We start from the raw sequence: 23,601 nt of genomic DNA on the forward strand, positions 1-23,601 counted from the left end.
TGCCGGAAAGGCCCTCTGCACGTGCGACAGCGCTTGCCGGGCGGATGTTAGTGTGCGTTGACCTTCAGCTTGGCCTGTTCGAGCGACCAGTATTCCATGTCGAAGAGATCCGCCTCGCCGATGGGTGTGAAGCGACCGTAGGCTTCTGCGGCATTGATAGCCCGGGTTGCCTGCTCGCAGAGATCTCCGCCGATCTTGGCGGCCTTGTTGCTGGCGCCGAGGGCGTAGATTCCCTGTCCACGCACCAGCACGACGCGGGGATAGACGTCGAGCATCTGCTTCGGTTCGCTGGAGCGCGTCGCATTTCGTGCGAAGTAGACCCGGTAGCGGTCGGCATAGGCGGCAAGCGCCGCCTCGATCGCGGCTTCGTCCGCATCCGGCTCGATGATGAGCGGCCAAGGTTTGATGCGGATGACGTGATCCGGCGTGACGGTCCCGCGCAGGCTGATTGCCTCCACATTGTCTTTGGCGGCATGTTCGCGGATCGCCGCGGTGGAGCGGTAGTCGAGGAACGCACCTTTGGCGAAGGGCGATCCTTCACGGACGAGGGCTTTCTCCAGCCGCGCCCGCAGCGCCATGTCCTCGGTGCCATCACTTAGCTGCGGGCCGGAGAGCGCAACGCCCTTACGGGCAAGCTCGCTCTCGGCCATGGTGACGAATTCGATCATCAGCTCGTAGGAAAGACGGGCATCATCGGCGAAGGTGAAGAGGCCGTGATTTTCCAGCCAGAGACCCTGGCAGCCTGGATGCTCACGGTAAATGCGGTCGGCAACGATGGAAAGATCGAAACCGGGCATGACATAGGGCACGTAGGCGAGGCGATCTCCATAGATATGCCTGACGGTCTCGCGCATATCAGGCTGGTCGGCAAGCGCCAGGATCGCCGTGGCATGTGTGTGGTCCACGAAGGCGAACGGCAGGAAGGCGTGCAGCAGCGCCTCGACGGAAGGATTGGGCGCGTCCGCTTCGATCAGGCTGGCGCGCAGCAGCGAGACCATGTCCGGATCCGAGAGCTTCGGGCCGTCGCGGGTCTCCAGAAGCGGCACAAGGCGCACCGCTGGCAGGCCCGGCGCTTCGATCGTGTCGAGATCCCAGCCGCTGCCCTTGATGTGCATGAGCGTTTCGCCGCCAGCGGACGTCACCTTGACGGACGTATTGCCGCCGCCATGCAGCACGAGGTCGGGATCGCCACCGATGATGCGGGAGGTGTAGATGCGAAGGCCGAGGGCCTCGCTTTGTCCCGCCGCGCGCGCGGCCTCTACGTAGCGGGCTGCATCCCCGTCGTTCCAGCGGCTTTTCATGCGTGTCGTCCTGTCCTTGAAAAAAGAATTCGGCGGGCAGCCGGAGCCGCCCGCCGTCCATGCGTGATCAGAAGTCGAAGTTTGCGATGTTGTCCTTCGTGAAGACGGTGCGTTCCGGCAGGAGGATGATTCCGTTGCCGTCGGCTTCGTAATCGTAGCCCTGCACCTTGTTGGCCGAGACCTCAACGGTGCCGATGCCGGGCACTTCCAGCTTGTCGCCGACCTTCATCGGGCCGTTCTTCAGGACGTGATCGGCAACGAAGACCGAAATCTTGCCCTGCTGGGTGACGTCCCACAGGCCGAAGCGCTGGATCGTGCCGCGTTCGATATAGGGGCGCATGACGTTCGGCGTGGAGAAGCCGACGATGGTGACGCCTTCTGCGCGCTTCAGGTTTTCCGCAGCCTGAGCGGCGGCCGGCAGGGCATTGGCGTCGGGCGCGATGATCGCGTCGAGATCCGGATAGGTCTGGAGGATGCTTTCTGCCGTCTGCAGCGACTTCTGCGCATCATTGTAACCGTACTGGGTGGTGACAATTTCCCAGCCCGGGTGCTCCTTGGCGATCTTCGCCTTGGCCGCTTCCGCCCAGGCGTTCTGGTCGGTCACGGTGGGGCTCGAATAGAAGAAGGCGACCTTGGCCTTTTCCTTCGTCACGCCCTCCGCCGCCATGTCGACCAGAAGGCCGCCGAGCTGCTCGGGCGTACCCTGGTTGATGTAGTAGCTCCGGCAATCCGGGTTGACGTCGCTGTCCCAGGTCATGACGAGCACGCCGCGGTCCATGGCGCGCTTCAGTGCCGGGCACAGGCCGTCCGGAGAGACGGAGGAGACGATGAGCGCGTTGTAACCCTGGTTGACGAAGTTGTTGATAAACTGAACCTGACCGGAAACACTGGGCTCGGTCGGGCCGTCATAGGTGACCTTCGCGCCGACTTCCTCGCCGGCCTTCACGGCGCCGGCGCCGCCGGACGTGAAGAAGCCGACACCCACCAGCTTGGGGATGAAGGCGATCTGGTTTTCGGCATGTGCCGTGCCCGAAGCGAGCATGGTGCCGGCAACAAGGGCCGCGGCGAGGGCGCTGGATTTCAGTACAGTCTTGATCATTCTCATTCTCCTCCTGAAGTGACTGCCGCCCGGGCTTGTTTTTTTTGCCGGGCGACGGCGATGAAATCAGTCAACATTGCGCTTCCGTGGCGCAATGCGACCGCGACAACCAGCAACCCTCCCGAAAGTGCGCTGGAAATCTGGCTGGGCACGCCGGCTGCCTGCAGGCCTTGCTGCAGGTAGCCGATGACGAAGGTGGCGATGAGCGTGCCGAGGATGGATCCCTGGCCGCCATAGATGGAGGCACCGCCGAGCACGGCCGCGGTAACGGCCGGCAGGAGCGTCGCCGAGCCGAGATCGACACGCGCGGAGCCGAAATAGGCTGACATGACGAGGCCGGCGATGGCGGCAGAGACACCCGTGATGACATAGGTGATCGTCTGCACGCGGCCGACCGGGATGCCGGCGAAGCGCGCCGCGCTTTCCGACTGGCCCGAGAGGAAGATGGCACGGCCGAAGCGCGTGAAGTGCAGCAGCACGACCAGCACGAGGGAAAGGGCAAGGAAGAGGGCGAGAGGTGCCGGCAGGCCGAGAATTTCGGCATAACCGAAGGCATTGAAGGCCTCCGGGAAGTTGCCGATGCCCTCATAGCCGCCCGCCCCCACGAGGCCGGAGGCGACCGTTGCCGTGCCCTGGAAGAGATAGAGGCTGCCGAGCGTGACGACGAGCGGCTGGATCTTCGACAGATGGATGACGGTGGCGTTGAGAAGGCCGCAGAGCGCGCCGGAGACGAGCGCAAGCGCAATCGAGAGCGGCAGGGGCACGCCATAGAAAGTGGCAACGCCGAAGACGATGGCGGCAAGACCAATCACGGAGGCGAAGGAGACGTCGATGCCGCCGGCGATGATGACGAGGGTCAGCGGCAGGGCGACGAGGCCGATCTGCACGAAATCCGACGTGCCGTAGATGAGGTTCGCGACATTGAGGAAGCGCGGATTGACGAGGCCGAAGATGACGAGCTCGGCGACAAGCATGGCGAGGAGGGCGGTTTCCCAGCGGAAGATCAGCTTCTTCATCGGCCTGCCTCCACAGTGCGCGCCGTCGTCGTTTCGGTGGATGGGACAGGGCTGCGCTCGTGCACGGCGTAGCGGCGGGCGCGGATGCGGCGGTCGATGATCTGGCGGATGCGCCCGTCGAGCAGCAGCACCGACAGCAGGATCGCGCCGGCGATGAAGTCGTTCCAGTAGGCGGGAATCTTCAGGAAAACGAGGGCGCTGTCGATCGAGGTGATGAAGATGACGGCGGAAAAGACACCGGCGACAGAGCCCGTGCCGCCGAGCAGACTTACTCCGCCGAGCACGTTGACGGCGATCGCCTTCAGTTCGATACCACTGCCGGCCTGATTGGGAATGAAGCCGATCTGGGCGGCGAAGACGAGGCCGGCGAGCGCCGCGCAGAGGCCCGTCGCAATGAAGGCGGTAAACTGCACGCGCTTGACGGGTACGCCAAGATGGTGCGCGGCCGCGCGATTGTCGCCGACGGCATAGAAGTAGCGACCAAAGCGCGTCTTGCGCAGCACCAGCCAGGCAAGCACGACGAGAACGAGAACGACGATCGTCAGCGCCGAAAAGCCGAGGCCGAGATTGGCAGCGAGCCCCTTCAGGTCTTGTGGCAAATCCTCGATCCAGCGACCACCGGTCAGGACCAGCATGATGCCGCGATAGAGGCCGAGCGTGCCGAGGGTGGCGACGATGGAGGGGATGCCGAGATAGGCGACCATCAACCCGTTGAAGGCACCGGCGAGCGCGCCGGTCGCAAGGCAGAAGGCGATGGCGAGTGGCAGGCCGATGCCCGCATTGAGCGAGAGGCCGAGCACAGCGGCGCTGAGGCCGAGCACCGAGCCGCTCGACACGTCAATGTTCCGTGTCAGGATGACGATCATCGTGCCGAGGGAGATCAGCATCAGGACGAGGCTGTTGGAGAGGACGACCGAGGCGGTGGCGCCGGAGAGGTAGCCGGGTGCCGCAGCGCCGATGGCGACATAGGCAATGGCAAGGACGACGATGAGTGTTGCGACGCGGTTGCGCGCGAAAAGGTCAAGCATGGCGGGCCTCCGAGGCGCCGAAGGCGAGGCGGGCGATGGCATCGACCGAGATGTTTTCCGTGAGCTCCCCGCCGGATTGGCCAAACGCCATGACCTCGACGCGGTCGGCGAGCTGCTCGATCTCATCGAAATCGGACGAAATGAGAATGATGGCCACACCGTCGGCGGCGAGCTGGCGAATGAGGGTGTAGATGTCGTTGCGGGCCGCAACGTCGACACCGCGCGTCGGCTCGTCGAGGATCAGCACCTTCGGCCGGGCCGAGAGGCACTTCGCCAGCAGCACCTTCTGCTGGTTGCCGCCGGAAAGGCCACGGGCCTCCTGGCTGGCGCCGCTGCATTTGATGCCCATGCGGCTGCGGAATTCGTCGAACACTTTCCGCTCCGCGCCGGGTCTCAGGAAGAAGGGCAGGCGGTGAACGAGATAGGATGAGACGTTCCAGAAGAGCGGTGCCTCCAGGAACAGCCCGTGCTGCTGGCGGTCCTCCGGCAGATAGACGAGGCCGCGGTCGATGCACAGTCGCGGCGACCGCTTCTTCAACTCCGCGCCGTCGTAAACGACGCTGCCGGCCGTCTGGGGGCGCAGGCCAAAGAGCGTCTCGGCGAACTCCGTGCGCCCGGCGCCCACAACGCCGGCAAGACCAAGGATCTCACCGGCCCGCACGTCAAGGCTGATATCGCGAAACCCTTCGCCGCTGAGCCGGCGCACGCTGAGGCGCGGCTTGCCAATTTGCGCGACCTTGCGGTCGGCGCGGTCCTTCCCGGAAGCGTCAGTGATCTGCACACGGCTCATCGCGTCGATGACCTCCGCGTCGGTGTAGCCATCGAGCGGGCCGGAAAGCACGATGACGCCGTCGCGCAGCACACTGATTGTTCCGCAAATCTCGCGGATCTCGCGCAGCTTATGCGAGATGAAGAAGATGCCGACGCCCTGCGCCTGCAATTTGCGCACGCGCTGGAAGAGGGCGCTCGTTTCGAACGGGGTGAGGGCGGAGGTGGGCTCATCGAGGATCAGCACGCGCGCATCACGCACGAGGCCGCGCAGGATCTCGACGATCTGCCGCTCGGCAATTTCCAAGGCGGCGGCCTGCGCATCCAGATCGAGCGATACCGAAAGTTCGGCGACCAGCTGTTCGACGCGCGGACGCAGCGCCCGAGGCGAGGCGGCAAGGCCAAGGCAGATGTTTTCCAGAACGCTCTGATTGGGCAGGATATGCGCTTCCTGCGGCACGAGGTAGAGGCCAAGTTCCTGGGCATGGGCTGGCGATGCATGGGAAAGCGGCCGGCCATTGATCTCGATCGCACCGGAATTGGCTGGAATCACGCCGGACATGATCTTCATGAGGCTCGACTTGCCGGCACCGTTGCCGCCGAGAAGCGCATGCACCTCTCCAGCCTGCAAGGCAAGGGAAACGCCCTTCAGCACCGGAACGGCGCCGTAGGACTTCCAGATGTCCGTCAGCTTCGCGACCCTCCCGGTCGTCGGGCTCCCAGTCATTCTGCACCTGTTCATATGTAATTCACTGCAATCATGTGATCATAGTGATTGGTAGCCGTCAATATGCTCAGAACATAATCCGAGGCGATGGAGTGCCGATATTGCGCTGCAAAATATGATTTATCAGCGGAAATCAATGAATTGCGGTCAACAAGAATTTTTCACCGCGTTGACGCGTTGACGTATCAAAAGTTTTTTTGCTATTCAAATGATCACAAATGGACCGAGGGAGCCGCTTGCATGGCGTCGGACAACGGGGAATGGAGCTACGCCGATACGGACGAGGAGATCCTCACCCGCATCGCTTGGTATTACTACAACGACGGCCTCACGCAGAACGAGATCGGCGAGAAGCTCAACATGTCTCGCATCAAGGTGTCGCGCCTGCTGGAGAGTGGCCGTCGCTCGGGCATCATTCAGGTGCGCATCAATTCGCGCTATCAGGGATGCCTTGCGCTGGAGCGGCAGATCAAGGAGCGCTACGGGCTGCTCGAAGCCTATGTGGTGCCCCAGCTCCCCGATCAGGACCCGAGCGACCGGCTCGGCCAGGCGGCCGCGCAATTCCTCATGCAGCGGTTGCAGACGAACGATCTTCTTGCTGTCGGCTGGGGCGCGACAGTCTCGAACACCATTCAGCGGCTGGGTCATCTCGCCAACGAGCGTAATATCGGCCTCGTCAGCCTTACCGGCGGTGTCGGCACCTACGTCGACGGCATGCGCACGGCCAATTGGGGCAGCGGCGTGCATCTCGTGCCCGCGCCGCTTGTCGTGCGCGACCCGGATGTGGCGCGTAATCTTTCTTCCGAGCCGGCGGTCGCAAACCTCCTCGACATGGCGCTAAACGCCACCTACCAGCTCGTCGGCATCGGCGAACTTTCCTCCGCTTCGACGGTGGTCCGATCCGGCTATGTCAGCCCCGACGAGGTGGAGCCGCTGCGCCGCAAGGGTGCCGTTGGCGACATTCTCTGCCAGTTCTACAACGAGCGCGGCGAGCCGCTTGACCTGCCCCTGCACGACCGGGTGATCGGCGTGAAGCTTGCGGCGCTGTCGCGCGCGGAAAAGGTTGTGGCGGCGGCAGGCGGCGTCCAGAAGGTGCAGGCCATCCACGCGGCGCTGCGCGGAAAGTTCGTCGGCATCCTCATCACCGACGAGACAACGGCCGCCGGCCTCATCGAGATCAAGGACTGAACCATGACGACTTCCTATCTGCTGGCCGTCGATGCCGGCACCGGCAGCGGCCGTGCCGTGATCTTCGACGAAAACGGCAACCAGATCGCCAGCGCCCAACACGAATGGTGGCACAAGACCGATCCGCGGTTTTCCGGCTCGATGGACTTCGATGTAGAGGGCAACTGGTCGCTCCTATCGCGCGCCATCCGGCAGGCGATCGCCGAGGCAGGCATTTCGGCCGCCGATATCCGCGCAGTCAGTGCCACCAGCATGCGCGAGGCCTTCGTCGCCTATGATCGCAACGGCCGTGAGATCTGGGCCTGTGCCAACGTCGACAGCCGTGCCGTCAGCGAAGTGCGCGACCTCAAGCGCGATTTTCCCGGCCTCGAGCGCGACCTCTACGTTGAGACCGGCCAGACCTTCGCACTTGGCGCGCTGCCGCGCCTTCTCTGGCTCAAATGCAACCTTCCGGATGTTTATGCGCGTATCGACCGGATCAGCATGCTCTCCGACTGGGTGCTCGCGCGGCTTTCCGGGGTCATCGCCAGCGATCCCTCCAATGCCGGCACCACCGGCCTCTACAGCCTGACAAAGCGTGGCTGGTTGCCAGAGGCGATGGCAAAGGCCGGCATGCGTGACGACATCTTCCCCGAGAGCGTCGAACCCGGCACGGTTATCGGCCGGGTGACTGAAAGGGCGGCGGATGAGACCGGCCTCACAGCCGGCACGCCTGTTGTCATGGGAGGCGGCGACTGCCAAAGCGGCGCGGCGGCGATCGGCGTCGTCAATGAAGGCGATTGCGCCGTGCTCGGCGGCACTTTCTGGCAGCAGGTCGTGAATGTCGGCCCGTCCGTCTCCGACCCGTCGATGGATTTGCGCATCAATCCGCATGTTGTGACCGGTCTCAACCAGGCCGAAGCGATCAGCTTCTTCGTCGGCATCGTCATGCGCTGGTTCCGCGACAGTTTTGGCGCGGAGGAGGTGGCCGCGGCTGGCCCAGGCGGCGATGCCTACCGGTTGCTGGAAGAAAAGGCGGCGGGTGTGCCCGTCGGCGCCTATGGCATCATTCCCGTCTTCTCCGACGTCATGCGCTACGGCAACTGGTACCATGCCGCGCCGTCGCTGCTGAACCTTTCCATCGATCCGCAAAAGTCGGGCAAGGCCGCGATTTTCCGCGCATTGCAGGAGAACGCAGCCATCGTGGCGGCCCGCAACCTTTCGGCCATCTTCAAGCTCTCCGGCAAGACGCCCGACAAGATCGTCTTCGCTGCAGGTGCATCGAAATCTGCCCACTGGTCGCAGATCCTGTCGAGCGCCACCGGGCTTCCGGTCGTCACGCCCGTCGTCAAAGAAGCGACTGCGCTCGGCTGTGCGGCGGCGGCAGCGATCGGCATCGGCCTGCGCCGGGATTTCGTCGAGGCGGCAGAGGGCTGGGTGCGCTGGGACAAGCGCTTCGAGCCGGATTTTGCGCACAAGGCCATCTATGACGAGGCGGGGGAACGCTGGGCGCGAGCCTATGCGCTGCAGCGCCAGCTCGTCGACGAAGGTGTCACCACGGCCATGTGGAAGGCGCCGGGCCTCTGATCGACTAACCGAAGATTCAACACAGCAGGGATTAAGACATGCTCATCCAGATGGTCAGCATCAACGTCAAGCAGGGCCATGCCGCAGAATTTCTGGAGGCATTCCGCATCAACTACGAAGGAACCCGCCGGGAGCCCGGCAATTTGCGCTTCGACGTGCTGCGCAACCCGGAAGACGACCACAGCTTCACGATCTATGAGGTCTTCACGTCCTCCGAAGCGCTCGACGAGCACCGTAAGACCCCGCATTATCAGGAATGCGTGCGCCGGATCGACCCGATCCTCGCCGGCCCGCGCACCAAGACGTTTTATGAGGTCGAGATGGCGGATTTTCTCAGCACCTGATGCTGGCAGCCGTCCCGGCGGCGTGCCGACCTATCCGCGAATGCGGGCAAGGACACGATCGAGCGCCCCCAGTGTCGCCCGACTGCCGCCGTTCGCTTCGAAATCGCGGAAGACCTGCTCGTTCAGGCCGCCCTTGGTGGCAAACTCGTGGCTCATCTCGATGAAGGCAATGTCCTTGCCGCCAAGGAGGGCCGTATCGGACAGGCCGGCAAAAAGCGGAGCGAGATAGGCTCGCCCTTTTTCTTCCGGCAGGCCGTTTTGCGCAAGCCATTCCGTCGTGCGGTGCATGATGCCGAAATAGGTAGCCATGAGGGCGCTGGCGGCAGCGAGGAGGTCGTATTCCTCCTTCGTCTCGCATTCCACGGCATTGCCGAGCACATTGAAGAGGGCAGCGGTGCCTGCATCCGGTGGATAGATGGCGGTGACGCCCTTGCGGCGGGCGACGAAAGGCAGGGGGATTGCATGCGAGAGCTTCACATCGCCGCCGATCCAGCGAAGGAGAGCGGAGCGGCTGGTTGCAGCGACGACGCTGACTACGGCTTGGCCATCCCGGAATTTCAGCGGACGGACAACTTCCTCGGCGATTTGCGGGCGGATGGCGAGCACCACGGTGTCGCACGCATCGACAATCGCCTGATTGTCAATGGAAACAGATACCTGCGGGAAGTCGACTGCAAGTTTCGCCGAAATCTCGGCACTGCGCTGGGAGACCACGACATGCGGTACCGCCGCGGGGTCGCTGAGCAATCCACGCACCATGGCGTCGGTGATGGCGCCGGTTCCGATGAATCCAATTTTCTGGGACAGGGGCATGATCATTCCGCAGCAGCAAGAGGGCCGAAGGAGACGTCGGTCGTATAATTCTCGCGCAGGAACGCGATGAAATTGTCCTGAAACTGCCGGGTGTGTGCATGGGCCAGCTCGTCGGCAAGTTCGACGTTCTTTGTACGGATCGCCTCCAGCATCAACTCGTGCTCGTCCGTCAGCAGATATCCGTCACCGGTACGCTCCAGATACTCGAAATGCAGGTGCAGCATACGCTGGCCCTGATTGAGAAGCCGCTCGTAGAAGGACGCGAGATAGGCATTCTTGCCGGCATAGGCGACGGCCATGTGAAACTGTTTGTTGGCTTCCGACATCTTCAGGTGCTGGCCGGTCCTCACCGCCGCTTCGAATTCCTTCTGGCGCTTGGCGATGATCTTGAGGTCCGCCTCCGTGCGCAGCGCCGCGGCCAGACGCGTGTTCATGCGCTGGGCGACGTCGAGCGCCTCGACATATTTCGGAAAACTCGCGACCTCGATCGGCGCGACGATGGTGCTGCGGTTGGAGAGCGTCACCACCAGCTCCTCCCCGGCCAACCGGATCAGCGCCTCGCGGATCGGTGAGCGCGACATGTCGAAGCGCTCGGCCAGCGTGGTTTCGTCGAGCAACTGGCCGGGCGGCAGGGTGAGTGCCAGGATTTCATTGCGCAGCGTGTCGTAGACGCTTTTCGAGCCCGTGCCGCGCACGCGTTTCGATTCAATTTCCTCAGACACTTACATCCCTTTCCGCATTTCGCGGCCATTGGGCCAGAAAAACCGGCATGCAGCAATCGTAAATTTTCCGCTTGACTTTGTCGACATGGAAACGACATAAATTATCTAGTCGACATGGAGCCGACAAAAGAAGACGCAAGAAACGGCCAAAGCCGACGGGTGGAACCGCGCTTTCAGCGCTCAAAAATGGGGAAATGCACATGCTTTCGAATGTGATGACGTCCGCTCTGCGGGCGACGGCGGCGCTCACGCTGATGGCCGGGCTTTCGACCGCGGCGGTGGCGGAGACGGCAGAGGGCTATTGGCAAGGTGTTCAAAAGAGCGGCACGTTGCGGTGCGGCGCCGCGGTTGCACCGCCCTATGTGATGCGCGATCCGGCAAGTGGCGAGTATTCCGGCTTCTATGCAGACCTCTGCCGTGAGTTTGCCGAGGTGCTGCAGGTAAAGCCTGAATTCGTCGATACGACCTGGGACAACATCGTGGCAGGCCTTCAGGCCGGCAAATGGGATGTCTCGCTGGCGCTGAACCGAACGCCCGCCCGGGCCATGGCGGTTCAGTTCTCCATTCCGGCGATGGAGTACCAGATCTCGCTCGCCTACAACAAGGACAACCCGAAGGTCCCCGCAGGAGCCACGTCTGTCACCGATATCGACAAGGCCGATGTGACGCTCGCCGTCATGTCCGGCACAGCGCAGGACAAGGCGATCTCCGCCGCGGTCAAAACCGCGACGATCCTGCGCCTGCCGACCAATGACGAGACGCGCCTCGCGCTCGTCTCCCGCCGTGCGGATATCCTTGTCGATGCCTCCGACACCAACCAGCTTTTCACCCAGTCGAACCCGGATTGGGCAGTTGCGCTGAACCCGACGCCGGCACTTGCCAAACAGGGCGTTTCCTTCGGTCTGCCACACCAGCTTTCCGCTGCCGATGTCGAAGTGGTCGATATCTTCCTTGAGGAGCGGGTCGCCACCGGACATGTCGAGGGCCTGATCAGGAAGGCGGTCGACGAAGTCCTCAAAGCCAGCAACTGAGCCGAGCCGGAGCCGCTCCACAGCGGCTCCGCTTGCCTGTCTGAAGGAGGAGAGTTCGCATGATGTCGGCTGCTGCACCGCTGGTTCGGATCGAAGGACTGCACAAGAGTTACGGCGGCGTCGTCAAGGTGCTGCAGGGTCTCGATATCGAGATGAAGGCCGGCGATCGCGTTGTCGTCATCGGTCCGTCCGGCGGCGGGAAGTCTACCCTCCTGCGGGTGCTGATGGGGCTTGAGCAGATCGACAGAGGCTCCGTCGTCTTTGGCGGCAAGCCGTACATTTCCGCCGACGGCAGCGGCAAGACCACGATCGACCCCAAGGTCCGCCGCTCGATCGGCATGGTGTTCCAGCACTATACGCTGTTCCCACATCTCGACGTGATCGGAAACCTGGTCCTGGCCCCGATGAAGGTGCGGGGCGAAGGGAAGGCCGATGCAGCAGCGCGTGCCATGGGGCTCCTCACGCGCTTCGGCCTTGCACAGAAGGCGAACGCCTATCCCGCCCAGCTTTCCGGAGGCCAGAAGCAGCGTGTAGCGATCGCCCGGGCGTTGATGCTTGATCCAAAGCTCATGCTCTTCGACGAGGTGACATCTGCGCTCGATCCGGAGCTCGTGGCCGAGGTCGAGCAGGTGATCCTGCAGCTTGCCCAGCAGCAGATGCCGATGGTCATTGTGACCCATGACATGTGGTTTGCCAGAAACATCGCCTCCCGCGTGATCTTCTGTGCAGGCGGCGTCGTGGTCGAGGACGGGCCACCGGAACAGGTGCTCGGCTCCCCGAAGGAGGAGCGCACGCGTGAATTCATCGAGCGGGTGTTCCACATCAAGCATTGAGGGAAGGGGTCATGACCTACAGTTTCGACTTTGCATCCGTCTTCCGCAATCTTGGCCCCCTCTGGGATGGCCTCATCGTCACGATCCAGCTCACCATCGCGGCGAACGTTATCGGCCTGACGCTCGGCTTTGCCCTGGCGCTGCTCGTCATGAGCCGGTGGGCGATGATCCGCCTGCCGGTGATGCTCTTCATCGAATTCTTCCGCTGCACGCCAGCGATCATTCAGATCGTCTGGTTCTTCTATTGCGTGCCGATGTTGTTCAATGTGTTCCTCGGCTCGGTCACCATGGGCATCCTGGCGCTCGGGCTCAATCTTGCAGCCTTCAATGCGGAGGCCTATCGCGCCTCGATCCAGGCGGTGCCACGCGAGCAGCTCGATGCGGGCATCGCACTCGGCCTCAGCCCCTTCCAGCGCATCCTCCACATTACCCTGCCGGCGGCGGTGCGAAACTCCATTCCTGTGCTCCTGACCAATGGCATCGGCACCTTCCAACAGAGCGCGCTGGTGGCGATCGTTGCCGTCCAGGACCTTATGTACCAAGGCAAGACGCTTGCCACGCAGACCTATCGTCCTATCGAGACCTTTACGGTTGTCGCCATCGTCTATTTCGCCGTGTCTTTCCCGGTCTCTCAGGTCGTTGGCTATCTTGAACGCCGCCGCGAAGCGCTAGCGAGCTGAGGAGACGAGCGATGACCTTCAACTTCGCCATCGTGCTCAAATACCAGGAGGCGCTTCTTCTCGGCCTCTGGATGACGCTCAAGCTGACCTTGATCTGCATCCTGCTCGGCTGCGCCCTTGGGTTCCTGCTTGCGCTCGCCCGCACCTCGAAGAGCGCGATCCTGCGGGGCGCATCGAGCGTCTATGTGGAATTCTTCCGCGGCACGCCCGTGCTGGTGCAACTGTTCTGGATCTTCTTCTGCCTGCCGCTGGTGCTGGGGGTCGAGCTCTCCAATCTTGCATCCGGCATTATCGCCCTCACGCTTTATATGGGCGCGATCAGCAGCGAGACGTTTCGTGCGTCGCTGAAGGCTGTCGGCCGTGAGCAGCTGGACGCCTGCGTGGCGCTGGGGCTTTCCCCCTTCGTGCGCACGACAAGCGTCATCCTCCCGCAGGCGATATTGCGCGCTGCGCCGACACTCTTGTCCAACTGCGTCAGCCTTTTCAAGGAAAGCGCACTCGTCTCGGCGGTCGGCATGGCGGATCTCATGTTCGTCGGCCAGAACATTTCCAACAACACGGCCCGCCCCATCGAGGTGCTGAGCGTCGTCGCCCTCATTTATTTCGCTATTGCCTTCCCGCTGACGCGCGCCGTCACGGTCATCGAACAACGTATCCTCAAGCGGCTGGCCGTGTGACGCGCCCGCCCGATCCTCGAATGGAGACTTCCATGAAACTGTCAGGCGTCATGCCCGCCCTCGTTACCCCCTTCGATGCCAATGGCCACATCGATTTCAAGGCCTTCGAAAAGCTGCTCGCGCATCTGCGCGACGCCGGCGTGACCGGCTGGGTGCCGAACGGTTCGACCGGGGAATACTTCAGTCAATCGACGGAAGAACGCCGCGATGTCCTCCAGTTCGTCAAGGATTTCGCAAAGCCCGGCGAAGCCTTGATCGCCGGTACGAATGCGCCTGCAACGCGCGAGGTCATCGAACAGACCGCCATGGCGAAAGACATCGGTTACGACACGGTTCTGCTCGCGCCGCCCTTCTATACCCGCCCGACCCAGGCCGAGCTCGTCAAGCACTACGAGGCCGTGCTTGCCGCCGTTGATATCGATCTCGTGCTCTACAGCTATCCCGCGAAGGATGGATCGGACATCGGCTTCGAGCTGATGGATCACTTCGCCGCCAATCCGCGCGTTATCGCCATCAAGGAAAGCTCGGGAGTGCTGCAACGCGCGATCGACATTGCCAGCCGCTATGAGGGCCGGATCCAACTTGTTTCGGGTTCGGACGACATCGCGCTCGATTTTATGTTCTGGGGCGCAGACAGCTGGATCTGCGGCCCGTCGAACTGCATGGCGAGGGCCTGCTGCGATCTCGACAGGACCTATAGGTCAGGCGACCTCCGCAAGGCGCGCGAGATGATGAAGACGCTCTACCGGGCAATGAACATCCTCGAATCCGGCAAATTCGTTCAGAAGATCAAGTATGGCTGCGAATTGCAGGGATTGCCCGTCGGGGAATGCCGTGCCCCGCTCGGCCCGCTGACGGACGAGGAAAAGGCCGAATTCCGCGCTGCCATGCAGCCCATCCTCAACTGGTAAGCCGGTGTCGACCGGCGGAAGGCCGCCCGGCCGCAACCAGCAGCGGGAGAGAAGAGCATGACCACCGTCGTTGTCGGCGCGGGCATTATCGGCACGACCATCGCCTACGACTTGCAGAAACGGGGCCGGCAGGTCGTGCTTCTCGACAAGGGCGAGGTCGGGCGTGGTGCGTCCTATGGGAACATGGCATCGATTGCCGTGACCGAATTCATGCCAGCCTCGCGCCCCTCCATCTGGAAGCAGATTCCGGGCTGGATGCTCGATCCCGAGGGGCCGGTGTGTGTTCGCCCTGGCTACATGCCGAAACTTCTTCCCTGGTTCGCCCGCTTCGTCGCCGCATCGCGGCCGAACAAGCTGCGCCAGCTGGAGGCGGACGGTGCAGCCCTTTGCGGGCGCGTCTATGACGACCTCCTGCCCCTCTTGCGGGAAACGGGCCTGGAGGGCGAACTGACGGAGGAGGGGTGCCTCTCGCTCTACCGTGATGAGGCGGAGTTCCGTGCCGACCGTGAGCACATCGAAATCCTGGAGCGCTTCGGTTTTCCGCACCGGCGGCTGTCGGGTGCGCAGGCACGCGAGCTGGAGCCCGTGCTGTCCGAAAGCATCGGTATCGCAGTGCTATTTCCTCAGAACCGTAGCTTGCGCGACCCGTTCCGTCTTGTGACGCGCCTTGCGCAGCGCTTCCTTGCACAGGGTGGCGAAATCCGTCGTGGTGATGTTGCCGGCTTCGAGCGGTTGGGCCGCATCACCGCTGTGCGCCTCACGGACGGCGATCGCATTGCTGCCGGCGACGTGGTGATCTGCGCAGGCGCCTATAGCGGCCTGCTCTCGAAAATGTTGGATGAGCCGATGCCGCTGGAAACAGAGCGCGGCTATCACACGCAGATCATGTCCCCCGGCATTGCCATGCGTCATTCGATCATCTGGCCCGCTAAGGCCTTCATGGTCACACCGACGGCCGGCGGCATCCGCGTGGGCGGCACGGTTGAAATGGCGGGCCTCGACGCCGTACCCGACTACCGTCGCGCGAAGACAACCGTGCGACGGGCGCAAACGGCCCTGCCGGATCTACGCTGTGAGGATTTCTCCGAATGGATGGGCCATCGACCGGCTCTTCCCGATGCGCTTCCAGTCATGTCGGCTTCGGCGAAGACGCCAGGCGTCTTCTACGCCACCGGACACGGCCATCTCGGCGTCACCCATGCCGCAACGACCGCGCGCCTGATGGGTGACCTCATCACGGGCGTGGCGCCGCCCATCGACATGCGTCCCTATCGCGTCGACCGCTTCTAACGCGCGGTCGGCAAACCCATTCCTTTTGAGGACACTATGCAGAACAAGCTTTTCATCGACGGACAGTGGATTGCTCCGATTGAGGGAAACACGCTTCCCGTGATCGATCCGGCAACAGAGGAAATCTTCCATCACATCGCCGCCGCCGGCGTTGCCGAAGCCGATGCGGCCGTGAAGGCGGCCCGGGAAGCCTTCGACAACGGACCCTGGCCACGTCTTTCCGGCAAGGAGCGTGCCGGATATCTTCGCGCCATCGCGCAGGGCATCCGCGACCGTCTGCCGGAACTCGCGCGAATGGAGACCCGGGACAACGGCAAGCCTCTGGCCGAGTCCGAATGGGACCTCGCGGATGCTGCGGGCTGCTTTGATTTCTACGCCGATCTTGCTGAGGAACTGGATGGCGAGATCGAGACGATCAAGCTGGCAGATGCACGCTTCGTCTCAAAGGCCGTACGCGAGCCGCTCGGCGTCGCGGTCGCCATCGTTCCCTGGAACTATCCGCTTTTGATGGCCTCGTGGAAGGTCGCCCCGGCGCTCGCGGCCGGCTGCACCATGATCCTGAAACCCGCCGAAACCACCTCGCTGACGGCGCTCGAACTCGGCGTCATCGCGGAGGCTGCGGGTCTTCCGAAGGGCGTGCTGAACATCCTCTCCGGCAAGGGTTCCGTCGTCGGACAGGCGCTGGTCGATCATCCCGCGGTCGACAAGGTCGCCTTCACCGGTTCAGGGCCGGTCGGCTCGCGCATCATGGCTGCCAGCGCCAGGGACATCAAACGCATCAGCCTGGAGCTTGGCGGCAAGTCGCCCTTCATCGTCTTCGCCGACAGCGATATCGAGAAAGCCGTCGAATGGATCATGTTCGGCATCTTCTGGAACCAGGGCCAGGTGTGCTCGGCGACCTCGCGCGTCCTCGTTGAAGCCCCGCTATATCTAACGCTGCTGGAGCGGCTGGTCGAAGAGGCAAAGAAGATCACGATCGGCAACGGCCTCGATGCGGGCACGCTGCTCGGCCCACTTGTCAACGAGGGGCAGTATGCAGATGTACTGCGCCATATCGACCGCGCCGTCGAGCAGGGCGCAACCATCGCCTGCGGCGGCCGGTACGATGGTTTCGACAAGGGTTTCTGGGTCGCTCCGACCATCCTTACCGGCATGGCGCTCGACAGCGACGCCTGGGTGGAGGAGATCTTCGGTCCGGTCGTCTGCATCCGGCCTTTCGAAACCGAGGCGGAAGCGATCCACCTTGCCAACGATTCCCGCTTCGGCCTCGCCGCCGCCGTCATGTCGGCGGACGACGCGCGGTGCGAGCGCGTCGCCAGTGCCTTCCGGGCTGGCATCGTCTGGATCAACTGCTCGCAGCCGACCTTCACCGAAGCACCCTGGGGTGGCTACAAGCAATCCGGCATAGGCCGTGAGCTCGGGCGCTGGGGCCTCGACAACTATCTGGAGACAAAGCAGATCACGCGCCTTGTCAGCGACGAACCCTGGGCATGGTATCTGAAATGACCTTCGACAAGACGCTCGATATCCTGCTCGTCCATTGCGAGGGCGAGAGCGGCAACGTCCTCATCGGTGGCGCTCCCGAAATCCCGGGGGCCACCATTCTCGACAAGATGAACCATCTGAACGCCGTCGATCCGTCGTTGCGCCTGTTCCTGACGCGCGAACCGCGGGCGCAGGTCGTACACACGACGAACCTCGTCCTGCCGCCCACCCGGCCGGATGCCGACGCAGCTTTTATCGTGCTGCAGCCCGACCGTGCCCATCCGATGTCCGGCTCCAACTGCATTTGCGTGGTGACCGCACTGCTGGAGACAGGGCGCATCGCGATGGTGGAGCCTGAGACGATCGTGCGGCTGGACACGGCAGCCGGGCTGATCGTTGCCCGTGCGCGCTGCGAGAATGGCCACTGCCTGTCGGTCAGCCTCGACAACGTGCCGGCCTTCGTACACGCACTCGATGTCACAATCGACACGCCGAAATGGGGCCGGATCATGGGGGATATCGCCTTTGGCGGCGTTTTCTATGCCCAGATCGATGTCGACCGTGTCGGATTGCGCATCGTACCCGAAGCGGCCCGCGCGCTCGCCGAGGCAGGCACGGAGATCAAGGCGCTGCTGGCCGACGAGGTTTCCCCGGCGCATCCGGAAATACCCGGCTTCGACGAGATTGCCTATGTGATGTTCCGCGACCATCAGCCGGACGGTTCGCTCGTCACCTGCACGACGCTGAAGCCTGGCCGGGTGGACCGTTCGCCCTGCGGCACGGGATCCTCGGCCCACCTTGCGATCCTTCATGCGCGGGGCCTGGCGAGAACCGGCGACAGGCGCATTTCGCGCAGCATCATCGGCGGCACGTTCACCGCTGAAATCCTCGGTGAGGTTACCGTTGGCGGCCGCCCGGCGGTGCTGCCGCGCATCACGGGCCGGGGCTATGTCTTCGGCCGCCAGCAATTGCGGCTCGATCCGCAGGATCCGTTCCTGCAGGGGTTCGCCCTGTCGGACACCTGGGGATTGCAGGTGGGGGATCTATGAAACTTTCCGGGCAAAACATCCTCGTCACCGGCGCGACAGGCGCCATCGGGCAGGCGGTCTGCCACGCTCTCGTGGCGGACGGCGCAAATGTCGTCGTGCATTGCAGCCGCAACCGCGATACCGCCGAAACGCTTGTGAAAGCGCTGGATGGCAGAGGTTGGTGCGTGTCGGCCGACCTGTCGGATCCCGCCGGCCCACAAGTCCTGTGGGACCAGGCACTGGCCGTTGCCGGCCGGTTGACCGGTCTCGTCAACAATGCCGGCATTCGCTCAGAAGTAGCGGTCGACGCGCCGATGGAGGAATGGCAGCAGGTCTGGGCGCGCGAAATGCAGGTCAATTTCCTGTCGGCCGTCGACCTGTCGAAACTCGCCATCCAGCATTTCCGGACCCATGGCGGCGGGCGGATCGTCAACATGGCGAGCCGGGCCGGCCAGCGCGGCTACTCTTCCAGCGCCATGGCCTATGGCGCTTCCAAAGCCGCCCTGATCAACCTGACAAAGTCCATCGCGCAGAGCCATGGGCACGAGGGGGTGACGGCGGTGGCACTGGCACCCGGCTGGGTGCGTACCGAAATGGCCGAAGCCTACATCGCCGAGCATGGCGAGGCAGCGGCCCTGGTCGGCATTCCCATCGCCAGGATGGCCGACCCGCAGGAAATCGGCGAGATCACCGCCTTTGTCTTCCGTCCCTCGCAGGCCTCTCTGAACGGCGCCGTGCTGGATGTGAATGGCGGCAGCTACATGAGGTAATTTCGATGCGTTTCAAGGACAAAGTCGTCATCGTCACCGGCGCTGCCGGGGGCATCGGAGGCGCGATTAGCGCCCGGTTCGCGGCAGAGGGCGCGCAGGTCATCGCCACGGACATGAACGGCGATGGTGCGAAGGCGACGGTCGCGCAGATCGCTGCCGAAGGCGGCAAGGCGCGGGCATTTGCCAGCGACATCTCGGCCGCAGAGGGTTGCAGGGCAATCGTCGACGATGTCATCGCCGTGGAAGGCCGCATCGACGTGCTCTGCAACAATGCCGGTCTCAACAGGCGCGGCAATCTTCTCGCGCTGACGCCCGAGGACTGGCGGCTAAGCTTCGCCGTCAATATCGATGCGATGTTCCACCTGTGCCAGGCGGCGCTGCCCCACATGATTGGGGCCGGTGGCGGTGCCATCGTCAACACCGCCTCTCAATGGGGGCTTCACCCGGCTCCGAACCATATCGCCTACAATGTGACGAAGTCGGCCGTGGCGAGCTTCACCCAGAACCTTGCCCGCGACTATGCGCCGGACAAGATCCGCGTCAACGCCGTCTGCCCGGGCGAAATCCACACGCCCATGCTGGAGGCCGGGGTGAAGCGCTCCGGGCGCACCATCGCCGATCTAGACAGGCTCGTACCCTTCGGCCGGATCGGCAGGCCCGAGGAGGTCGCCGCCCTCGTTGCGTTCCTTGCATCCGACGAAGCCGCGTTCATGTGCGGCTCACTCGTCGAGATCACCGGGGCGCAGGCTGTCGCGTGATCCGCCCGCGTCATTCACGGCCGCTGGAAAAACCGGACAACATCTGAGGGGCAGGAGGCTGCAGGCGCTGCGTCACGCCCGGCACGTTGGATTCGATCCACATTTACGGTGTGCACTCTGCTTTGCCGAATCCACAGAAAGGCGGTGAGCCCCATTCCAAACTTTCCGTAACCCCTTGTCCCTGATGGGCGCACGCCCTAGCTTCCCTGGCGATTTCAGCGCGCTTGGCCTGTATCGGCCCGGGCTCGCCCCTTCCGATGAGAGCGCTGTGGGTCAGAACATTGGGAACGTAGGCGTTTCCGATCGTGGAGGACGGTTTGGGTCACAGTGAACGACGGTTCGATCTTAGAAGGCGGACACAGCATGCGCATGAACGGCTCGACGCTGCCGTTGGCGATTTTCATACGCAGCAGGACTATCGCCGCTATGTTGCACGGCTCGGCGCATTCCGGTCCGCCATGGATACAGCACTCGGCGGGATCGTCTGGCCGTCGGGCTGGCTCTGGCAACCGACGGTCATTGCCGGCGCCCTTGCCGCTGACGCGGCAGACCTCGACCTGCCACCGGCATTACCGAGGGGAGCGGATTTCGACCTATGTGACACAAGCGTTCTCCTTGGCGCCCTCTACGTGCTGGAGGGGTCCACGCTCGGCGCGCGGGTGCTCCGCCAGCGCGCGGCCGCGCTCGGATTTGACGAGACGTTCGGTGCCCGGCACCTTGCTCTTATGTCAAAGGACATAGCGCAATGGCAGTCCTTCCTTCTATTGTTGGATGGCGTTTCGGACTTTGAAGCCGAGCGGGCCGCCGCGTCGGCCAATGCCGTTTTCGCATTCGCGTTGCGTTGCTTTGAAAGTGATCGTGTTGCCGCCGTCTGAACCCGTTACGCTCGACACCTGTGATCGCGAGCCGATCCACATTCCCGGAAGCATCCAGCCGCACGGGTGCCTCATCGCGTGCGACATCGGCCTCACGACCATCGAGCGTGCCTCTGCAAATGCCGCTGCCATCCTTGAGTGCGAGGCAAGCCTTCCAGGCCGAAGTGTCGTGGACGTGTTGGGGCATAGGCTGCTGCATGACCTTCGCAACGCGCTGGCGACGACCAACACGGCGTCGCGGCCGGCGCTGTTGCTGGACGTCGCCTGCGGCGACCGCATGTTCGACATCGCGATCCATCATCACAAATCCGCGGTCATCATCGAGTTCGAACCTGCCCCCTCGGTCGGTCAGCCCCTGCATATCGCGCGCGAGATGATCGGCCGCATCAGCGATATCACGGATGTCGATCGTCTCGTGCAGCGCGCCGGACGTATCGTTTCTGGTGCGACGGGTTATGATCGCGTGATGATCTACCGCTTCGAGCAGGACGGCTCGGGCAAGGTGGTGAGCGAAACGAAGCGCGCGGATCTCGAGAGCTTCCTCGGGCAATACTTCCCTGCGAGCGATATCCCCCAGCAGGCACGCGCGCTCTACCTCCAGAACACGATCCGCGTCATTTCGGATGCAGACGGCGCGCGCGTGCCGATCGAACCGGTGCTCGATGCGTCCGGGGAACCGCTCGACCTCAGCTTCGCGCATCTGCGCAGCGTCTCTCCCATCCATTGCGAGTATCTCCGCAACATGGGGGTCGGCGCGTCCATGTCGATTTCGATCATCCTCGATGGCATGCTCTGGGGGCTCATCGCATGCCACCATTATTCACCGCGCGCTCTGCCCATGGCACAGCGTGTCGCAATGGAGGTGTTCGGCGAGTTCTTCTCCCTGCACCTGAAGTCGCTTAAGGAGCGCCGCCGCGTGGCAGCGGTCGCTGGAACACGTGAGGCACTCGATCGCTTCCTCATCCTGTCATCCCACCACGAGGATGTCGGCGAACTGCTGCGCCAGAGCCTGCATGAGTTCTCGCGGCTTTTGCAAAACGACGGCATCGGCATAATGTTCGACGGCAAGTGGACCGGCCTCGGCGCGACCCCGCCGGACGCGGCCGTGCCCGACGTCCTGGATTTCATCCGAACGGTCAGCGACGGCCGTGTCTGGGCAACGCACGCCCTGTCACAGAAGCTGCCTGAAGCCGCCGCCTATAGCGACCGCGTATCGGGCGTCCTTGCCATTCCTCTGTCTCAGACCGGTTCGGATTGCCTGGTGTTTTTCCGTAAGGAGCTTGTACAAACACTGAACTGGGCGGGAAACCCGGAGAAAACCTACGAAACAGGCCCCTTTGGCGACCGGTTGACGCCGCGCAAGAGCTTTGCGATCTGGAAGGAGACCGTCAAGGGGCAAGCACAGGCCTGGGCAGACGCTGAGCGCGAGATCGCCGAGATCGCACGGATGGCGATCGTAGAAGTCGTGCTCCGCCATAACGAACTGATGGCCGGCGAGCGACGCAAGTCCGAGGTTCGTCAGCGCATGCTGAACCAGGAACTCAGCCACCGCGTGAAGAACATTCTCGCAGTCATCAAGTCGCTGGTGACAAGCCCGCAGCACCACAAGAACACGCTGGAGGACTATGTCGCAACCCTGCAGGGCCGTATCGAGGCACTGTCGATCGCCCACGACCAGGTGGTGCGTGGCGACGGCGGCGGCATCCTCGTCGATCTCCTGGAAGCCGAACTTCAACCGTACCGGTCGCGGGCATCAACAATCAGCCTTGCCGGACCGGATGTCTGGCTCGATAGCCGCGCATTTTCCGTGCTGGCACTGGTTTTGCATGAGCTTGCGACCAATGCTGCGAAGTATGGCGCACTTTCCGTATCGACGGGTATGGTGACGATTTCCTGGACGATGACCGAGGGACGAGGCTGCGAGATCTTGTGGCGCGAAAGCGGCGGCCCGCTCGTTGATGTGCCTTTGCGCAGGGGGTTCGGCAGTGCGCTCATCGAGCGCAGCGTACCATACGATCTTGGCGGCGAGAGCATGGTCCGCTTCGAGGCATCCGGTCTTGAGGCCAGCTTCCGGATTCCCTTGCCACATGTGAAGCTCACCGTGTCCAGCACGAAAGCGGCGGTGGCGATGGCGGACAATGGGGGGGGCGCAGACAGGTACGCTTCGCGGGTTGGATCCGGCAGTCCTCATCGTCGAAGACCAGATCCTGATCGCCCTTGATCTTGAGGCAATGCTCTCCGAGGAAGGCCTGTCCAGGGTTTCGACCGCAAGCTCGGTGCGTCAGGCCATGGCCGCGATCGAAGCGGGCGCTCCGGACCTTGCGATACTCGATATCAACCTCGGCTCTGGCAATTCCTTTCCTGTCGCCGACGAGCTTCGCCGCAGGGGCATACCCTTCGTCTTCGCGACTGGATACGGGGAGGGCGCCGAATTGCCGGAAGGCCTGGCCAACACCCTGATCGTGCGCAAACCCTACAGCGGAAAGGCCATCATCGCAGCCCTTGTCGCGTTGACGGAAACGCGCTCCTGAGGCTTCTTCAATTTCGGTGAGCAGCGTAAAAAATCGCGGGGAGCTGCGGTCACGGCTTCTGCGCCTTGAGGCGGTACGAAAAAGGCGGATGTGTAGAACCGGTCAAATCCCGCCGTCCAATCTCGGAGATCGATCGGCAAGGTCAACGGTCCGTTGCCCG

The 23,601-nt window shown here is 63.1% G+C and carries 21 protein-coding genes and 1 pseudogene; 15 read left to right on the top strand and 7 right to left on the bottom strand.

What is annotated here, in order from left to right:
• Positions 1 to 47: 47 nt before the first annotated feature.
• The 5 genes from AKG11_RS25840 to lsrA form a co-directional block, all read right to left on the bottom strand.
• Positions 48 to 1,301 (bottom strand): class II aldolase, encoded by a 1,254-nt coding sequence (locus AKG11_RS25840; RefSeq protein ID WP_050746000.1) that lies wholly within the window; start codon positions 1,299 to 1,301, stop codon positions 48 to 50.
• A 67-nt stretch (positions 1,302 to 1,368) separates the two neighbouring features.
• The gene (gene lsrB, locus AKG11_RS25845; RefSeq protein WP_023516675.1) at positions 1,369 to 2,400 is read right to left on the bottom strand and encodes an autoinducer 2 ABC transporter substrate-binding protein LsrB; all 1,032 of its coding nucleotides are present in this window, start codon (positions 2,398 to 2,400) and stop codon (positions 1,369 to 1,371) included.
• A gap of 2 nt (positions 2,401 to 2,402) precedes the next feature.
• The gene (locus AKG11_RS25850) at positions 2,403 to 3,416 is read right to left on the bottom strand and encodes an ABC transporter permease subunit (protein WP_050746001.1); all 1,014 of its coding nucleotides are present in this window, start codon (positions 3,414 to 3,416) and stop codon (positions 2,403 to 2,405) included.
• Positions 3,413 to 4,444 (bottom strand): autoinducer 2 ABC transporter permease LsrC, encoded by a 1,032-nt coding sequence (gene lsrC, locus AKG11_RS25855; RefSeq protein ID WP_050746002.1) that lies wholly within the window; start codon positions 4,442 to 4,444, stop codon positions 3,413 to 3,415. Before lsrC ends, AKG11_RS25850 begins: the two co-directional genes overlap by 4 nt.
• Positions 4,437 to 5,939, bottom strand: coding sequence for an autoinducer 2 ABC transporter ATP-binding protein LsrA (lsrA, locus tag AKG11_RS25860; RefSeq protein WP_023516678.1), 1,503 nt, complete (start codon positions 5,937 to 5,939; stop codon positions 4,437 to 4,439). Before lsrA ends, lsrC begins: the two co-directional genes overlap by 8 nt.
• A 240-nt stretch (positions 5,940 to 6,179) precedes the next feature.
• Between lsrA and AKG11_RS25865 the strand changes: the two genes are divergently transcribed.
• The 3 genes from AKG11_RS25865 to AKG11_RS25875 are packed head-to-tail and all read left to right on the top strand — an operon-like array spanning position 6,180 to position 9,037.
• Positions 6,180 to 7,127, top strand: a complete 948-nt coding sequence (locus AKG11_RS25865) for a sugar-binding transcriptional regulator (protein ID WP_024269916.1) — start codon at positions 6,180 to 6,182, stop codon at positions 7,125 to 7,127.
• A gap of 3 nt (positions 7,128 to 7,130) precedes the next feature.
• Entirely contained in the window at positions 7,131 to 8,693 is a 1,563-nt protein-coding gene (lsrK, locus tag AKG11_RS25870; protein WP_023516100.1) for an autoinducer-2 kinase, read from the top strand.
• A 38-nt stretch (positions 8,694 to 8,731) separates the two neighbouring features.
• Entirely contained in the window at positions 8,732 to 9,037 is a 306-nt protein-coding gene (locus AKG11_RS25875) for an antibiotic biosynthesis monooxygenase (protein ID WP_023514172.1), read from the top strand.
• A 30-nt stretch (positions 9,038 to 9,067) separates the two neighbouring features.
• On the opposite strand, the gene AKG11_RS25880 is transcribed toward AKG11_RS25875, so the two are convergent.
• Positions 9,068 to 9,850, bottom strand: a complete 783-nt coding sequence (locus tag AKG11_RS25880; protein WP_050746003.1) for a pyrroline-5-carboxylate reductase — start codon at positions 9,848 to 9,850, stop codon at positions 9,068 to 9,070.
• A gap of 2 nt (positions 9,851 to 9,852) precedes the next feature.
• Complete coding sequence (locus AKG11_RS25885) at positions 9,853 to 10,572, bottom strand: GntR family transcriptional regulator (RefSeq protein ID WP_024269917.1); 720 nt, start codon at positions 10,570 to 10,572, stop codon at positions 9,853 to 9,855.
• A 200-nt stretch (positions 10,573 to 10,772) separates the two neighbouring features.
• Between AKG11_RS25885 and AKG11_RS25890 the strand changes: the two genes are divergently transcribed.
• The 12 genes and pseudogenes from AKG11_RS25890 to AKG11_RS25945 all read left to right on the top strand — a co-directional run bounded on the left by AKG11_RS25890 (position 10,773) and on the right by AKG11_RS25945 (position 23,441).
• Positions 10,773 to 11,603 (top strand): substrate-binding periplasmic protein, encoded by an 831-nt coding sequence (locus AKG11_RS25890; RefSeq protein WP_023515791.1) that lies wholly within the window; start codon positions 10,773 to 10,775, stop codon positions 11,601 to 11,603.
• Positions 11,604 to 11,665: 62 nt separating this feature from the next.
• On the top strand, positions 11,666 to 12,436 hold the full coding sequence (locus AKG11_RS25895; RefSeq protein ID WP_050746053.1) for an amino acid ABC transporter ATP-binding protein: 771 nt from the start codon (positions 11,666 to 11,668) through the stop codon (positions 12,434 to 12,436).
• An 11-nt stretch (positions 12,437 to 12,447) separates the two neighbouring features.
• Positions 12,448 to 13,116, top strand: a complete 669-nt coding sequence (locus AKG11_RS25900) for an amino acid ABC transporter permease (protein ID WP_024269918.1) — start codon at positions 12,448 to 12,450, stop codon at positions 13,114 to 13,116.
• An 11-nt stretch (positions 13,117 to 13,127) separates the two neighbouring features.
• Positions 13,128 to 13,793, top strand: coding sequence for an amino acid ABC transporter permease (locus AKG11_RS25905; protein ID WP_024269919.1), 666 nt, complete (start codon positions 13,128 to 13,130; stop codon positions 13,791 to 13,793).
• 32 nt (positions 13,794 to 13,825) lie between these two features.
• The gene (gene dapA / locus AKG11_RS25910) at positions 13,826 to 14,704 is read left to right on the top strand and encodes a 4-hydroxy-tetrahydrodipicolinate synthase (protein ID WP_050746004.1); all 879 of its coding nucleotides are present in this window, start codon (positions 13,826 to 13,828) and stop codon (positions 14,702 to 14,704) included.
• 57 nt (positions 14,705 to 14,761) lie between these two features.
• Complete coding sequence (locus tag AKG11_RS25915) at positions 14,762 to 15,994, top strand: NAD(P)/FAD-dependent oxidoreductase (protein WP_050746005.1); 1,233 nt, start codon at positions 14,762 to 14,764, stop codon at positions 15,992 to 15,994.
• Positions 15,995 to 16,030: 36 nt separating this feature from the next.
• Positions 16,031 to 17,500, top strand: a complete 1,470-nt coding sequence (locus AKG11_RS25920) for an aldehyde dehydrogenase family protein (RefSeq protein ID WP_050746006.1) — start codon at positions 16,031 to 16,033, stop codon at positions 17,498 to 17,500.
• Positions 17,497 to 18,528: a proline racemase family protein gene (locus tag AKG11_RS25925; RefSeq protein WP_050746007.1), complete on the top strand. Its 1,032-nt coding sequence runs from the start codon at positions 17,497 to 17,499 to the stop codon at positions 18,526 to 18,528. Before AKG11_RS25920 ends, AKG11_RS25925 begins: the two co-directional genes overlap by 4 nt.
• Positions 18,525 to 19,277, top strand: a complete 753-nt coding sequence (locus AKG11_RS25930; protein ID WP_050746008.1) for an SDR family NAD(P)-dependent oxidoreductase — start codon at positions 18,525 to 18,527, stop codon at positions 19,275 to 19,277. Before AKG11_RS25925 ends, AKG11_RS25930 begins: the two co-directional genes overlap by 4 nt.
• 5 nt (positions 19,278 to 19,282) lie before the next feature.
• Positions 19,283 to 20,035: an SDR family NAD(P)-dependent oxidoreductase gene (locus AKG11_RS25935; RefSeq protein ID WP_050746009.1), complete on the top strand. Its 753-nt coding sequence runs from the start codon at positions 19,283 to 19,285 to the stop codon at positions 20,033 to 20,035.
• A gap of 317 nt (positions 20,036 to 20,352) precedes the next feature.
• On the top strand, positions 20,353 to 20,910 hold the full coding sequence (locus AKG11_RS25940; protein ID WP_050746010.1) for a biliverdin-producing heme oxygenase: 558 nt from the start codon (positions 20,353 to 20,355) through the stop codon (positions 20,908 to 20,910).
• Positions 20,852 to 23,441, top strand: a pseudogene (locus tag AKG11_RS25945) (HWE histidine kinase domain-containing protein). The gene AKG11_RS25940 and the pseudogene AKG11_RS25945 overlap by 59 nt, the downstream one beginning before the upstream one ends.
• Positions 23,442 to 23,601: the final 160 nt, after the last annotated feature.

Origin of the sequence: Shinella sp. SUS2 (assembly GCF_001262505.1) — a bacterium.
GTDB lineage: Bacteria > Pseudomonadota > Alphaproteobacteria > Rhizobiales > Rhizobiaceae > Shinella.